Annotated in this window: 15 protein-coding genes; 13 read left to right on the top strand and 2 right to left on the bottom strand. The window is 58.7% G+C overall.

Annotated elements, in window-relative coordinates; all coding sequences use genetic code 11:
* Positions 1–58 precede the first annotated feature (58 nt).
* A complete protein-coding gene (ygfZ, locus tag AC0IXS_RS08350; protein ID WP_032633196.1) occupies positions 59–1,000 on the bottom strand; it encodes a CAF17-like 4Fe-4S cluster assembly/insertion protein YgfZ in 942 nt (313 codons plus the stop codon).
* Between the two features lie 149 nt (positions 1,001–1,149).
* Here ygfZ and AC0IXS_RS08345 point away from each other — a divergent pair, with 149 nt between their 5' ends.
* Positions 1,150–1,404 (top strand): FAD assembly factor SdhE, encoded by a 255-nt coding sequence (locus AC0IXS_RS08345; RefSeq protein WP_004881759.1) that lies wholly within the window; start codon positions 1,150–1,152, stop codon positions 1,402–1,404.
* Complete coding sequence (locus AC0IXS_RS08340; RefSeq protein ID WP_471824345.1) at positions 1,388–1,852, top strand: protein YgfX; 465 nt, start codon at positions 1,388–1,390, stop codon at positions 1,850–1,852. Before AC0IXS_RS08345 ends, AC0IXS_RS08340 begins: the two co-directional genes overlap by 17 nt.
* Here AC0IXS_RS08340 and nadB read toward each other — a convergent pair.
* Positions 1,821–3,437, bottom strand: a complete 1,617-nt coding sequence (nadB, locus tag AC0IXS_RS08335) for an L-aspartate oxidase (protein ID WP_449117068.1) — start codon at positions 3,435–3,437, stop codon at positions 1,821–1,823. The two genes, AC0IXS_RS08340 and nadB, sit on opposite strands and share 32 nt — an antisense overlap.
* A gap of 489 nt (positions 3,438–3,926) precedes the next feature.
* Between nadB and rpoE the strand changes: the two genes are divergently transcribed.
* From rpoE to pdxJ, 11 genes are all read left to right on the top strand, one after another.
* Positions 3,927–4,508: an RNA polymerase sigma factor RpoE/AlgU gene (gene rpoE, locus AC0IXS_RS08330; RefSeq protein ID WP_002554912.1), complete on the top strand. Its 582-nt coding sequence runs from the start codon at positions 3,927–3,929 to the stop codon at positions 4,506–4,508.
* Positions 4,509–4,541: 33 nt separating this feature from the next.
* Entirely contained in the window at positions 4,542–5,135 is a 594-nt protein-coding gene (locus tag AC0IXS_RS08325; protein WP_004881766.1) for an anti sigma-E factor RseA C-terminal domain-containing protein, read from the top strand.
* Between the two features lie 8 nt (positions 5,136–5,143).
* Positions 5,144–6,100, top strand: a complete 957-nt coding sequence (locus AC0IXS_RS08320) for a MucB/RseB C-terminal domain-containing protein (protein ID WP_122669002.1) — start codon at positions 5,144–5,146, stop codon at positions 6,098–6,100.
* 336 nt (positions 6,101–6,436) lie between these two features.
* Positions 6,437–7,819 (top strand): DegQ family serine endoprotease, encoded by a 1,383-nt coding sequence (locus AC0IXS_RS08315; protein ID WP_412778839.1) that lies wholly within the window; start codon positions 6,437–6,439, stop codon positions 7,817–7,819.
* Between the two features lie 171 nt (positions 7,820–7,990).
* Complete coding sequence (gene lepA / locus AC0IXS_RS08310; protein WP_025996854.1) at positions 7,991–9,787, top strand: translation elongation factor 4; 1,797 nt, start codon at positions 7,991–7,993, stop codon at positions 9,785–9,787.
* Between the two features lie 9 nt (positions 9,788–9,796).
* Positions 9,797–10,651: a signal peptidase I gene (gene lepB, locus AC0IXS_RS08305; RefSeq protein ID WP_004881773.1), complete on the top strand. Its 855-nt coding sequence runs from the start codon at positions 9,797–9,799 to the stop codon at positions 10,649–10,651.
* Positions 10,652–10,742: 91 nt separating this feature from the next.
* Positions 10,743–11,120, top strand: coding sequence for a DUF4845 domain-containing protein (locus AC0IXS_RS08300; protein WP_057410680.1), 378 nt, complete (start codon positions 10,743–10,745; stop codon positions 11,118–11,120).
* Entirely contained in the window at positions 11,117–11,806 is a 690-nt protein-coding gene (gene rnc / locus AC0IXS_RS08295; protein WP_004881776.1) for a ribonuclease III, read from the top strand. Before AC0IXS_RS08300 ends, rnc begins: the two co-directional genes overlap by 4 nt.
* A complete protein-coding gene (era, locus tag AC0IXS_RS08290; protein WP_004881778.1) occupies positions 11,799–12,701 on the top strand; it encodes a GTPase Era in 903 nt (300 codons plus the stop codon). Before rnc ends, era begins: the two co-directional genes overlap by 8 nt.
* A gap of 57 nt (positions 12,702–12,758) precedes the next feature.
* A complete protein-coding gene (gene recO / locus AC0IXS_RS08285) occupies positions 12,759–13,442 on the top strand; it encodes a DNA repair protein RecO (protein WP_029243180.1) in 684 nt (227 codons plus the stop codon).
* A gap of 51 nt (positions 13,443–13,493) precedes the next feature.
* A complete protein-coding gene (gene pdxJ, locus AC0IXS_RS08280) occupies positions 13,494–14,234 on the top strand; it encodes a pyridoxine 5'-phosphate synthase (protein ID WP_320471195.1) in 741 nt (246 codons plus the stop codon).
* Positions 14,235–14,467: the final 233 nt, after the last annotated feature.

Raw genomic sequence — 14,467 nt, 5'->3', positions numbered from 1 at the left:
GGGCGCCGGATTGCCGGGTGCTGTACTGACCATGGAAAAGCGGGAGCGTTCGCTCGCGCTATCGCTGCGTTTCGAGCTTGCTGTCCAGCGTGTAGGGCAGCTCGTTCAATTGCAGGGAAGGACCGTCTGCAGCGCCGAGGTGCACGTCGCCACTTTCTGCGGCATCGGCCTGAAGCACTGCCAGCAACTCGATCCCCTGCTCTGACCGCGCGGCGATCACAACGTTGCCTGACGAGCTGGTGTGCACAGATGAAAACAGCGCGGCACCGGGAGCGGGCATCTCGTCGCCCTGCATCGACAACCGATAAAGCCTGCGCTTGAGCTTGCCCAGGTACTGCATGCGCGCCACGATTTCCTGCCCGGTGTAGCAGCCTTTCTTGAAGCTGACGCCACCCACGGCCTGCAGGTTGATCATCTGCGGAATGAACTCTTCGCGGGTCTCGATGAACACCTGACCGATACCGGCCTGGATCTGGCCGAGCAGCCAGTCGTTGAGCGAGCCCTCGTCCAGCTGCGAAGCGAGTCGCGACTGAATGCTGTCGGCCTGTTCGGCACGCACCCAGAGTTCGGCTCGCGCGGGCGACACGCGAATCGCGATCAGATCGTTGGCGCGGGATACCGAATCGGTTTCCTGCGCGAGATCGAGGCCCAGGCTGACCAGTGCGCCGTCGCCGTCCTGAAGGCCGAAGCGCACCCAGGCTGCGCTTTCGTCAGTCAGTTTGGACTTGGAAAACACGGCATATTTGCGCAGGTCCAGCAGTTGCGGTTCGATCAGTTCGCGGGCCATTGCCAGCAGGCAGCCGTCACCGTCGAACACCACGCGGAAACTGGACTGCATCCGCCCTTTCTGGGTGCAGCGCGCACCAAGGCTTGAGCGGTCTTCGCTCAGGTAATTGAAGTTGCAGGTCAATTGTCCCTGCAAAAACTTGCTGGCATCCACGCCGCGAACGGCAAGAACGCCCTCATGGGATAGCGTGCAGAAGAAAGCTGAGTGGGCCATGGTCATCGCAAATGGGAAAAAGTCTGGGGCACATCATAGTGCCCAGTCGTGAATCTGAATACGGGTACATGAAAACTGCTGCGACCATTGCGCGATTCGCGCTGCCGCTTCACGGCTGTATACTCGCCGCCTACTTTGAGGAGCGCTCCATGGTCGAAGACGTTGAACTCAACCGCCTTTACTGGCACAGCCGCCGCGGCATGCTCGAACTGGACGTGCTGCTGGTGCCGTTTGTCCGTGAGGTCTACCCGCATTTGAATGACGTGGACCGCGATCTGTATCGCCGCCTGCTGACCTGCGAGGATCAGGACATGTTCGGCTGGTTCATGCAGCGTGCCGAGTCCGAAGATCCTGAATTGCAGCGCATGGTTCGCATGATTCTGGACCGTGTTCAGCCCAAATGATCGCTTCGAGTGTCACTGGCAGGCTTCGCGCCTGCTGCTGACGGCTTATGGTCTGGCTCAGGTGCTGGCGTTGTCTGCGCTGTGTTGGCTGGATGTCCCGGTTCTGATTGCGTTGATTGGCGCTGCGTTGTGTCTCGCTCACGCGGCCTGGGTCTTGCCGGGGTCGATACTGCTGAAACGCCCGGGCTCGTTCACCGGGCTGCAGCGTGATTCGCAGGGCTGGCGTGTCTGGAGCGAGCAGGGCGGCTGGCAGCCTGTGCAGTTATGCAAGGACAGTCTGGCGCTTCCGCTGGTCGTGATTCTGCGCTTTCGTCTGGTGAATGGCGGGCGGCCTGGGCGGCAAGTCCACAGCTGCTGCATCCCCTTTGATGCGCAGACGCCGGATCTTCACCGGCGCCTGCGCGTACGGCTGAAGTTCAGCCGGCGTAGGTGGGCGGTATCAGAATAGTGTCCAGTGCTTCGGGCAACAGGTCAGGATAATCCAGCGTGTAATGCAGCCCGCGGCTTTCCTTGCGCTCCATGGCCGAGCGGATCATCAGTTCAGCTACTTGCGCCAGGTTGCGCAACTCGATCAGGTCACGGCTGACCTTGTAGTTACTGTAAAACTCGTCGATCTCATCCAGTAACAGTCGTACACGGTGCTGGGCGCGTTGCAGTCGCTTGTTGGTGCGTACGATGCCGACGTAGTCCCACATGAATCTGCGTAATTCATCCCAGTTGTGCGCAATGATCACGTCTTCGTCCGAATCGGTCACCTGACTCGCGTCCCACGCCGGAAGATCGGCTGGCATCTGAATGTCGCCCAGTTTTTTCTCGATGTCCTGCGCCGCAGAGCGTGCATAGACAAAGCATTCCAGCAACGAATTGCTGGCCATCCGGTTGGCGCCGTGCAGGCCGGTGAAACTGGTTTCGCCAATCGCATACAGCCCCGGCACGTCGGTGTGGCCCCGGCTGTCGACCATCACGCCGCCGCAAGTGTAGTGCGCGGCAGGGACGACCGGGATCGGCTGACGGGTGATGTCGATGGAAAACTCGAGGCAGCGCTCGTACACCGTCGGAAAGTGCGTCTTGATGAACGCCTCGGGTTTATGGCTGATGTCCAGATAGACGCAGTCGATACCCAGGCGCTTCATCTCGTGGTCAATGGCGCGGGCCACAATGTCGCGGGGCGCCAGTTCTGCCCGTTCGTCGAAACGTGGCATGAAACGCTCGCCGTTCGGCAGTTTCAGATAAGCGCCTTCGCCACGCAGTGCTTCAGTGATCAGAAAGCTTTTGGCTTGCGGGTGATACAGGCAGGTTGGATGGAATTGGTTGAACTCCAGATTCGCAACCCGACAGCCGGCACGCCAGGCCATTGCGATGCCATCACCGCACGCGCCGTCAGGGTTGCTGGTGTAGAGATAGACCTTCGCCGCGCCTCCAGATGCCAGGATCGTGAAGCGTGCGCCATAGGTGTCGACCTCGCCGCTTTTACGGTTCAGCACGTAGGCGCCCAGGCAGCGTTGGCCTTCCAGACCCAGTCGACGTTCGGTGATCAGATCGATGGCAGCGCGCTGTTCGAGCAGTTCGATATTGGGCCGTTTGCTGGCCTGTTCGAGCAATGTCCGGAAAATCGCCGCGCCGGTGGCATCCGCAGCGTGAATGATTCGGCGATGGCTGTGACCGCCTTCACGGGTCAGGTGGAACTGGAAGCCGCTTTCCTCGGTGTCTGCGTTATCGCCACGGGTGAACGGCACGCCCTGATCAATCAGCCACTGGATGGCTTCGCGGCTGTGTTCGACCGTGAAGCGCACGGCCTCTTCGTCACAAAGACCGCCGCCAGCGTTGAGCGTGTCTTCGACGTGCGACTGCACCGTATCGGTGTCATCAAGCACTGCCGCAACACCGCCCTGGGCCCAGAAAGTGGAGCCGTTGGACAGGTCGCCCTTGCTCAGAACCGCGATGCGCAGATGGGCTGGAAGCGTAAGTGCAAGGCTCAAGCCTGCCGCTCCGCTGCCGATGATCAGTACGTCGTGCTGAAAATGTTGGCTCATCTGTGAATTCTGCTCTCGGCGGCCACTAGTATAAGTAAAGGGGGATCGGCACAATAGCCGCGCCTCATGGCAATGTGAAACCACGGCGGGTGACGATTGTGCTCCAGTCCCCGGCGTGATGCACTCCGTTTTGCGCTGCTTCAATCCTTGAAATACATTCAATGATCAAGAGCAGCGAGGCAGTTTGCGTTCACACCTGTCTTTGTGTCGATGGAACTTTTCACCGGGATCCAGGCTCAATAGCAGGTTGCCTATAAAGGAACAGCGTCGGCATGTGCAGGTTTAGATAAGTGATCATCGACTGTGCATCTGACGACAAGACTATTCACGCAGCCGATCCGGTCGAGCTGCGTTTTTCTTGCAGGCTTTATGATTGCCTGCAGGAAACTTGCTTGAAGGGGGAGAACTTTTGCGAAAAGCCCGAGTCTATGTTTGCGAGCCTGAACAATATCAGTTGCAACGCTCCTTTAAGCTCAATGAGGAGTGTTCATGCTAACCCAGGAAGAGGATCAGCAGCTTGTCGAGCGCGTACAGCGCGGTGATACGCGGGCATTTGATCTGTTGGTGCTGAAGTATCAGCACAAGATTCTAGGGTTGATCGTGCGTTTCGTGCACGACACCCATGAGGCTCAGGATGTTGCGCAGGAGGCTTTCATCAAGGCCTACCGCGCACTCGGAAATTTCCGCGGTGACAGTGCGTTTTACACGTGGCTGTACCGCATCGCCATCAACACGGCGAAAAACTATCTGGTGTCGCGAGGTCGGCGGCCGCCTGATAGCGATGTGAGGTCTGAGGACGCGGAGTTCTACGATGGCGATCATGGCCTCAAGGACATCGAGTCGCCGGAGCGTGCATTGTTGAGGGATGAGATCGAGGGCACTGTCCATCGGACCATCCAGCTTCTCCCGGAGGATTTGCGTACTGCACTAACTTTACGTGAATTCGATGGTCTGAGTTACGAAGACATTGCGAGCGTCATGCAATGTCCTGTTGGTACCGTGCGCTCTCGCATCTTTCGCGCTCGGGAAGCCATCGATAAAGCCCTGCAGCCGTTGTTGCAGGAATCCTGAGACAGCGGCGATAGCCCAAGAGAGGAACCCGCCATGAGTCGTGAAGCCCTGCAGGAATCGCTGTCCGCAGTGATGGATAATGAAGCGGACGAATTGGAATTGCGTCGGGTATTGAATGCCATTGACGATGCAGATACACGTGCCACATGGTCGCGTTATCAGATTGCCCGTGCAGCGATGCACAAGGAACTGCTGATGCCTCATCTGGACATCTCGGCGGCTGTGTCCGCTGCGATTGCCGATGAAGTCAGTCCCCTTAAAGCAGCCCGCGGTCCGTGGCGCTCGCTGGGTCGTCTGGCCGTGGCCGCTTCGGTAACTGTCGCTGTTCTGGCTGGTGTTCGCCTGTATAACCAGGACGAAATTACCGGTACTCAACTGGCACAGCAGACCCAGCAGCCTGCCAACCTGACCGTTCCACAGGTCAAGGGCCCGGCCGTACTGGCGGGTTACACCGAGAGCGCCGAGCAGGCCCCCGGCCCGATGGCCAACGGTGTGTTGCAAGGTCAGGCCGGTGAAGGCGACAAGCGTCTGCCAGGCTACCTGCGCCAGCACGCTCAGGAAGCTGCACTGAAGGGTACTGAAAGCGCGCTGCCTTACGCTCGTGCCGCCAGCCTGGAAAACCGTTAAGGAGGAACATGCGAGTCGTCCCTCTACTGCCGTTGTTGCTTGGTGGATGGCTTGCCCTCCCAGTGCATGCCGATGACGCCCAGGACATGCTCAAACGTCTTGGGCAGGTTGATCAGCAGCAAAGCTATCAAGGTACTTTTGTTTACGAGCGCAATGGTAGTTTCTCTACCCACCGGATCTGGCACCGCGTAGCGGACGGCAAGGTCAGTGAGCGCTTGTTGCAGCTTGATGGTTCTGCTCTTGAAGTGTCACGTGTCGACGGGCTTACCCAGTGCGTCAGTGGCACCTTGGAAGCAGGCGTTACCAGCGCCGGCTCCTCCTCTCGAAATTTCGACGTCAAGAAACTCTCCGACTGGTACGACATGAAAGTCGTCGGCAAGTCGCGAGTGGCTGGGCGTGCGACTACTATTGTGGCAGTGACGCCGAAGGATCAGCATCGTTACGGTATGGAGTTGCATATCGATAACGAGACTGGCCTTGCGCTGAAGTCCTTGTTGTTAAGCGACAAAGGGCAGCTGCTCGAGCGTTTCCAGTTCACCGACCTGGAAACCGCCACCGCACCGACTGATCAGATGCTTCAGGTCAGTGCCGATTGCAAGCCGGTAGTGGCTGCGAAGGCCAAGTCCAAGGCGCAGGTCACTCCGGTCGCCTGGCGTTCGGACTGGCTGCCGCCGGGTTTCGAGCTCAGCAGCAGTGGTGTACGCAAGGAGCACGATTCGCATTCGCCAGTGACCAGCCTGATGTATGGCGATGGGCTGGCGCGGTTTTCGGTGTTTATCGAGCCTGTGAGCGGTAATGCATCGTCCGACATTCGCACTCAGCTGGGTCCTACCGTTGCAGTATCCCGACGCTTGACCACGCCTCAGGGCGACACCATGGTTACAGTGGTTGGAGAGATACCGTTGGGCACTGCGGAGCGCATTGCGCTGTCCATTCGTGGTACCGAAACCCAAGCGAAAAAGTAGTTCGAAACTGTGGCGAGCGCCCAAGATGTAAATTATTTCATCTTGGGTCCAACGAACCGCCAGACTGCAGTCAACCTGGCCCTGTGCTGAGACGCTGAAATGTTTGGTGAGGTTTGCAGGTTGCAAAATATCTCGTTTTTTTCTATAGGTCACAGCCTCGCAGCTCTGGCCTTTGTCGTTTGTGGGCCGTAAAAAAGCGTCAGGGGGAGGGCACCGCACGGTGCCGGGTCTCTGAGTCAGCTGACCTTGTACTGCTTAATTTTGCTCGTTGTGAATGGGAGCCGTATGTCGATACCACGCATGAAATCTTATCTATCCCTCATTGCCGCCGTGCTGATGCTCGGGCAGGTCGCTGCCGTACAGGCCGAGAACCTGCCGGACTTCACCGGGCTGGTGGAGCAGGCATCGCCGGCGGTGGTGAACATCAGTACCCGGCAGAAGCTGCCTGACCGGGCCATCGCCAATCAGCAGGTGCCGGACCTCGAAGGTCTGCCACCGATGCTGCGCGAATTTCTCGAGCGCAGCATGCCGCCGGGAACCCGTCCGCCAGGCAAGGGTGATCGCCAGCGCGAGGCCCAGTCGCTGGGCTCGGGCTTCATCATTTCGCCCGATGGCTATGTGCTGACCAACAATCACGTGATCGACGGCGCCGACGAAATTCTCGTGCGCCTCTCCGACCGCAGCGAACTGAAAGCCAAGCTGGTCGGTACCGATCCGCGCACTGACGTGGCTGTTCTGAAAATCGAAGGCAAGGACCTGCCAACCGCCAAGCTGGGTAACTCCAACAAGCTCAAGGTCGGTGAGTGGGTACTGGCGATCGGTTCGCCGTTCGGCTTCGATCACTCGGTGACCAAGGGTATTGTCAGCGCCAAGGGCCGCAGCCTGCCGAATGACACCTACGTGCCGTTCATCCAGACCGACGTGGCGATCAATCCGGGCAACTCCGGTGGTCCGCTGTTCAACATGGCCGGTGAAGTCGTGGGTATCAACTCGCAGATTTTCACCCGCTCGGGCGGCTTCATGGGCTTGTCGTTCGCGATTCCGATCGACGTGGCCATGGATGTAGCCAATCAGTTGAAGGCCAGCGGCAAGGTCAGCCGCGGCTGGCTGGGCGTCGTGATTCAGGAAGTGAACAAGGACCTCGCTGAGTCCTTCGGTCTGGACAAGCCTGCCGGTGCACTGGTTGCGCAGGTGCTTGAAGACGGTCCGGCTGCCAAGGGCGGTCTGCAGGTGGGTGACGTGATTCTGAGCGCCAACGGCCAGCCGATCATCATGTCGGCCGACCTGCCGCACCTGATCGGCAACCTCAAGGACGGCAGCAAGGCCGAGCTTGAAGTGATTCGCGACGGCAAGCGTCAGAATGTCACGGTCACCGTCGGCGCACTGCCGGACGAAGGCCAGGAAATGGGCGGCGTACCGGGTGCCGGTGCCGAGCGCAGCAGCAATCGTCTGGGTGTTTCGGTGATCGAACTGACCGCCGAGCAGAAGAAAAGCCTGGACCTGAAAGGCGGCGTGGCGATCAAGGAAGTGACCGGTGGTCCGGCTTCGCTGATCGGCTTGCAGGCCGGTGATGTGATCACCCACCTGAACAATCAGGCGATCACCTCGGCCAAGCAGTTCACCGACGTGGCGAAAGGCCTGCCGAAGGATCGATCTGTCTCGATGCGCGTCCTGCGTCAGGGCCGCGCGACGTTCATTACGTTCAAACTGGACGAATAACAGTCAGGTCTGATGAGGAAGGGCGGCCACGGTCGCCCTTTTTCATGTCTGTGATTAGGCCTGAAACCGATCGGTCTACCTGCAAGCGTGACGCCTCGGGCATCCATCAGGTACAATTCCCGGCTATTTTTCGGCGGGCAATCTGCCTGCAACCTTTTTGAGTGTTGATCCGTGAGTGATTTGAGTCATATCCGCAATTTCTCCATCATCGCCCACATTGACCATGGCAAGTCGACGCTGGCCGACCGCTTCATTCAAATGTGCGGTGGCCTGTCCGAGCGCGAAATGGAAGCGCAGGTGCTCGACTCCATGGATCTTGAGCGCGAGCGCGGGATCACCATCAAGGCCCACAGCGTGACCCTGTACTACAAGGCCAAAGACGGTATTACCTACCAACTGAACTTCATTGACACGCCCGGTCACGTGGACTTCACCTATGAGGTCAGCCGTTCGCTGGCGGCCTGTGAAGGCGCGTTGCTGGTCGTCGATGCGGGTCAGGGCGTCGAGGCACAGTCGGTTGCCAACTGCTACACCGCTATCGAGCAGGGCCTTGAGGTCATGCCGGTACTGAACAAGATGGACTTGCCGCAGGCCGATCCGGACCGAGTCAAGGAAGAGATCGAGAAGATCATCGGCATCGATGCCACCGACGCCGTGGCCTGCAGTGCCAAGAGCGGCATGGGCGTTGATGAAGTGCTCGAGCGCCTGGTCACGACCATTCCGGCACCGACCGGCAATATCGAAGACCCGCTGCAAGCGTTGATCATCGACTCCTGGTTCGACAACTACCTGGGCGTCGTGTCCCTGGTGCGTGTACGCCATGGCCGGGTCAGGAAAGGCGACAAGATTCTCGTCAAATCCACCGGCAAGATGCACCTGGTCGACAGCGTCGGGGTATTCAACCCCAAGCACACCGCAACGGTCGATCTGAAAGCGGGCGAAGTGGGCTTCATCATCGCCGGCATCAAGGATATTCATGGTGCGCCGGTCGGTGACACCCTGACACTCAGCACCACGCCCGATGTGGACGTATTGCCGGGCTTCAAACGTATCCAGCCGCAGGTGTACGCCGGTCTGTTCCCGGTCAGCTCCGATGATTTCGAAGACTTCCGCGAAGCGTTGCAGAAACTGACGCTCAACGATTCTTCGCTGCAATACCTGCCGGAAAGCTCGGACGCGCTGGGCTTCGGCTTCCGCTGCGGCTTCCTGGGCATGCTCCACATGGAGATCATCCAGGAGCGTCTGGAACGCGAATACAACCTGGACCTGATCACCACGGCGCCAACCGTTATCTTCGAGCTGCTGCTGAAGACCGGTGAAACGATTTACGTCGACAACCCGTCCAAATTGCCAGACCTGTCAGCCATCGAAGACATGCGCGAACCTATCGTTCGGGCAAATATTCTTGTGCCTCAGGAGCACCTGGGCAACGTCATCACGCTGTGTATCGAAAAACGTGGCGTGCAGCACGACATGCTGTTCCTCGGAACGCAGGTTCAGGTCAGCTACGATCTGCCGATGAACGAAGTGGTTCTGGACTTCTTCGACCGTTTGAAGTCAGTCAGCCGCGGTTATGCTTCGCTGGATTATCATTTCGACCGTTATCAGTCGGCCAATCTGGTCAAGCTCGATGTACTGATCAACGGCGAGAAGGTCGATGCCCTGGCACTGATCGTTCACCGTGACAACGCGCACTACAAAGGGCGCGCGTTGACCGAGAAGATGAAAGAACTGATCCCGCGGCAGATGTTCGACGTGGCAATTCAGGCCGCCATTGGCGGTCAGATCGTGGCCCGGACAACCGTCAAAGCGCTCAGAAAGAACGTACTGGCCAAGTGTTATGGCGGCGACGTGAGCCGTAAACGCAAATTGCTCGAGAAGCAGAAGGCCGGTAAGAAACGCATGAAGCAGGTCGGCAACGTGGAGATTCCACAGGAAGCTTTCCTTGCAGTGCTCAGGTTGGAATAGTCAGGTCCTATGTCACTAAATTTCCCGCTGTTGTTGGTCATCGCTGTCTTCGTCTGTGGCGTGCTTGCACTGATTGACCTGGTGTTCCTGGCGCCTCGTCGCCGGGTGGCCATCGCCAATTATCAGGGCAGCGTCGCAGAGCCTGACATTGCTGTCGTCGAGCGACTGGACAAGGAACCCTTGCTGGTTGAATACGGCAAGTCGTTCTTTCCGGTCCTGTTCATCGTCCTGGTCCTGCGCTCGTTTCTGGTCGAACCCTTCCAGATTCCGTCGGGCTCCATGAAGCCGACACTGGACGTGGGTGATTTCATTCTGGTCAACAAGTTCTCCTACGGCATTCGTTTGCCCGTGCTGGACCAGAAGGTGATTCAGATCGGTGATCCGCAGCGTGGCGATGTGATGGTCTTTCGCTATCCGAGCGACCCGAGCGTCAACTACATCAAGCGTGTCATCGGCTTGCCGGGCGACCGCATTCGTTACACCAGTGACAAGCGCCTGTTCGTGAACGGCGAACTGGTTGCCAAGAAACTGATCGGCACCGAGCCCGGAACACTGGGCAGTGCCGAACTGTACGAAGAGCAACTGGGCACCGTCGAGCACCAGATCCGTCAGGAGATGAGCCGCTACCGTGCGCCGCCTGACACCGAGTGGACCGTGCCTGCCGCGCATTACTTCATGATGGGCGACAACCGGGACAACTCCAACGACAGCCGTTACTGGGATGACCCCAACATTCCCAAGGACGAGCTGGGCATGGTTCCGGACAAGAACATCGTCGGCAAGGCGTTTGCTGTCTGGATGAGCTGGCCCGAGCCGAAACTGAGTCACTTCCCCAATTTTTCACGGGTAGGTCTGATCAAATAATCCATGCGGCGCTGCCTGAGCAGCGCCGTATGTCATTTGGGAACGTTTTGGCCTGCCGCTGGCAGCGCACCCAGGAGGGTCAACAGTGAACATGACGTTCCCTGCTTCTCAAAAAGGTATGTCGTGGGTCGGATGGTTGCTGACGCTGGCGCTCGTCGCATTTGCGGTGAGCACGGCGATGAAGATCGTTCCCCATTATCTCGACTACATGTCGATGACGAAAATCATCGAAGCGGTCGAGACCAACAAAGGCCTGGATATCACCACGGTCAGCGAATTTTACAGTTATGTCGAAAAGAGCATGCAGCTCAACAGCATCCGGGATATAGATTTGAACAAGGCTTTAAAAGTAACGGTGGAGAACAATGCGTTCAACGCTCATTTGAACTATGAACAGCGTGAGCCATTGATCCAGAACATCGACGTGGTCATCAAGTTCGACAAGCAACTGAGCGTGGGCAGACCGTGAGCGTATCCTTGAGCCGCCTTGAGCGTCAGCTCGGCTACACCTTCAAGGATCAGGAACTGATGGTCCTGGCCCTGACCCACCGCAGTTTTGCCGGTCGTAACAACGAGCGTCTGGAATTCCTCGGTGATGCCATTCTCAACTTCGTGGCCGGTGAGGCGCTGTTCGAGCGCTTTCCTCAGGCCCGTGAAGGCCAGTTGTCGCGTCTGCGCGCACGGCTGGTGAAAGGCGAGACGCTGGCGTTGCTGGCACGCGGTTTTGATCTGGGTGAATACCTGCGTCTGGGATCCGGCGAATTGAAGAGCGGCGGATTCCGTCGTGAATCGATTCTGGCCGATGCCCTCGAAGCGCTGATCGGTGCGATCTATCTCGATGCAGGCATGGACGCTGCGCGTGAGCGCGTACTGGCGTGGTTGACGACCGAGTTCGACAGCCTGACGCTGGTAGACACCAACAAGGACCCGAAAACCCGTCTGCAGGAATTTCTGCAGTCCCGGGCCTGTGATCTGCCACGTTACGAAGTTGTGGACATCCAGGGTGAGCCGCATTGCCGGACGTTCTTCGTCGAATGCGAAATCACCTTATTGAATGAAAAGAGTCGAGGTCAGGGTGTCAGCCGCCGGATTGCCGAACAGGTAGCCGCAGCTGCAGCACTCATTGCCCTTGGCGTGGAGAACGGTCATGACTGATACAACTGCAACACGCTGTGGCTATGTTGCCATCGTCGGCCGCCCTAACGTAGGCAAGTCCACGCTGCTCAATCACATTCTCGGTCAGAAGCTGGCGATCACTTCGCGCAAGCCGCAGACCACCCGTCACAACATGCTGGGCATCAAGACCGAGGGCGCCGTGCAGGCGATCTACGTCGATACCCCGGGCATGCACAAGAACGGCGAGAAAGCGCTGAACCGCTACATGAACAAGACCGCTTCGGCTGCGTTGAAAGACGTCGATGTGGTGATCTTCGTTGTCGACCGCACGCGCTGGACCGACGAAGACCAGATGGTGCTGGAGCGTGTTCAATACGTTCAGGGTCCGGTCATTCTGGCGATCAACAAGACCGACCGCATCGAAGACAAGAGCGATCTGATGCCGCATCTGGAATGGCTGCAAGGCCAGCTGCCGAATGCGTCCATTGTGCCGATCTCTGCGCAGCACGGTCACAACCTTGAGGCACTGGAAGGCCTGATCGCCTCCCACCTGCCGGAAAATGATCACTTCTTCCCGGAAGACCAGATCACCGACCGCAGCAGTCGCTTCCTGGCCGCCGAACTGGTTCGCGAGAAGATCATGCGCCAGCTGGGTGCCGAGCTTCCGTACCAGATCACCGTCGAAATCGAAGAGTTCAAGCAGCAGGGTCGCACCCTGCACATCCATGCGCTGATCCTCGTCGAACGCGACGGTCAGAAGAAGATCATCATTGGCGACAAGGGCGAGCGTATCAAACGCATCGGCAGCGATGCCCGTCGCGACATGGAGCTGCTGTTCGACTCCAAGGTGATGCTCAACCTCTGGGTCAAGGTCAAGGGTGGCTGGTCCGACGACGAGCGCGCACTGCGCTCGCTGGGCTACGGCGACCTCTAGGTTGTCTTTTCACCCGGCCATTGGCCGGGTGAACATTTTCCTTTTCGAGCCCGCCCGATGAGCACGCCAACCGGCCAACCTGCTTTTGTGCTGCACAGCCGTGCGTACCGTGAAAACAGCGCGTTGGTCGATTTCCTCACGCCTCAGGGCCGCTTGCGTGCCGTACTGCGCAGCGCCAAGGGCAAGGCCGGTTCGCTGGCACGCCCCTTCGTGCCACTTGAAGTCGAGTTTCGCGGGCGCGGCGAGCTGAAGAACGTCGGCCGTATGGAAAGCGCCGGTGTCGCGACCTGGATGACGGGCGAGGCGCTGTTTAGTGGCATGTACCTCAATGAATTGCTGATTCGTCTGCTGCCTGCCGAAGATCCGCATCCTGCCGTATTCGAACACTATGCCGCCACGCTGATCGCCCTTGCCGAAGGACGGGCGCTCGAGCCCTTGCTTCGCTCATTCGAATGGCGTCTGCTGGACGATCTTGGCTACGGTTTTGCACTGGATACCGATATCAACGGTGAACCTCTGGCCGCAGACGGCATGTACCGTCTGCAGGTCGACGCCGGGCTGGAACGGGTCTGGCTGTTGCAGCCCGGTCTGTTTCAGGGCGTCGAGCTGCTGGCCATGGCCGAAGCCGACTGGAGCGCGCCGGGTGCGTTGTCTGCCGCCAAGCGTCTGATGCGTCAGGCACTCGCCGTGCACCTGGGCGGTCGTCCATTAGTCAGCCGTGAACTGTTTCGCAAGCCGTAATCAGGCTTTATGCTCTGCGGCCTGCTTCGATCAACTTTCAGGAGACCTCCCGTGACTCAAAGCACCCGCATCCTTCTCGGCGTGAACATCGATCACGTGGCTACTTTGCGCCAGGCACGCGGCACGCGTTACCCGGATCCGATCAAGGCCGCGCTGGACGCGGAAGAGGCGGGTGCCGATGGCATCACGGTCCACCTGCGCGAAGACCGTCGGCACATTCAGGAGCGCGACGTGCTGCTGCTCAAGGACGTGTTGCAGACTCGCATGAACTTTGAAATGGGCGTGACCGAAGAGATGCTCGCGTTTGCCGAGCGCATTCGTCCGGCGCATGTGTGTCTGGTGCCGGAAACGCGTCAGGAATTGACCACCGAGGGTGGTCTGGACGTGGCGGGTCAGGAAGCGCGCATCAAGGCAGCGGTCGAGCGGCTGTCGAAGATCGGCTGTGAAGTATCGTTGTTCATTGATGCTGACGAGCGCCAGATTGCGGCTTCAGCGCGTGTCGGTGCGCCCGCCATCGAACTGCACACCGGTCGCTACGCCGATGCGCAAACTCCTGTCGAAGTGGCTGAAGAGTTGCAGCGGGTCGCCGACGGCGTGACCTTTGGTCTGGCTCAGGGTTTGATCGTCAATGCCGGTCACGGCCTGCACTATCACAACGTCGAACCGATTGCCGCGATCAAGGGTATCAACGAACTGAACATCGGCCATGCATTGGTGGCGCATGCACTGTTCGTGGGCTTCAAGGCTGCGGTGGCCGAAATGAAAGCACTGATCGTCGCGGCTGCGCGATAGGCAGCGCCAATCTCCATACGGGCTGTGGGAGGCCCCACCAGGTCTTCGATGCAGCGCTGTCGCGCGGCAAGCCGCCTCTTATCAAACAACCTGTAAGCCACTGAAGAAACTGGATTTTGTGGGAGCGGACTTGTCCGCGAAAAGGCCGGTACATCCGACGCATATGCACTGGCTGAAATACTGCATTCGCGGACAAGTCCGCTCCCACCAAGTTTGCTGCGCGACAGCGCTAC

The organism is Pseudomonas sp. AC016, assembly GCF_979253365.1.
This window is presented reverse-complemented; position numbering and strand designations above follow the sequence as displayed.

Coding starts and splice junctions, on each gene's coding strand:
- era (WP_004881778.1), top strand. CDS start 11,799: ATGACTGATACAACTGCAACACGCTGTGGCTATGTTGCCATCGTCGGC.
- AC0IXS_RS08300 (WP_057410680.1), top strand. CDS start 10,743: ATGACGTTCCCTGCTTCTCAAAAAGGTATGTCGTGGGTCGGATGGTTG.
- AC0IXS_RS08315 (WP_412778839.1), top strand. CDS start 6,437: ATGCTCGGGCAGGTCGCTGCCGTACAGGCCGAGAACCTGCCGGACTTC.
- AC0IXS_RS08345 (WP_004881759.1), top strand. CDS start 1,150: ATGGTCGAAGACGTTGAACTCAACCGCCTTTACTGGCACAGCCGCCGC.
- recO (WP_029243180.1), top strand. CDS start 12,759: ATGAGCACGCCAACCGGCCAACCTGCTTTTGTGCTGCACAGCCGTGCG.
- AC0IXS_RS08325 (WP_004881766.1), top strand. CDS start 4,542: ATGAGTCGTGAAGCCCTGCAGGAATCGCTGTCCGCAGTGATGGATAAT.
- lepB (WP_004881773.1), top strand. CDS start 9,797: ATGTCACTAAATTTCCCGCTGTTGTTGGTCATCGCTGTCTTCGTCTGT.
- nadB (WP_449117068.1), bottom strand. CDS start 3,437: ATGAGCCAACATTTTCAGCACGACGTACTGATCATCGGCAGCGGAGCG.
- AC0IXS_RS08320 (WP_122669002.1), top strand. CDS start 5,144: ATGCGAGTCGTCCCTCTACTGCCGTTGTTGCTTGGTGGATGGCTTGCC.
- rpoE (WP_002554912.1), top strand. CDS start 3,927: ATGCTAACCCAGGAAGAGGATCAGCAGCTTGTCGAGCGCGTACAGCGC.
- ygfZ (WP_032633196.1), bottom strand. CDS start 1,000: ATGGCCCACTCAGCTTTCTTCTGCACGCTATCCCATGAGGGCGTTCTT.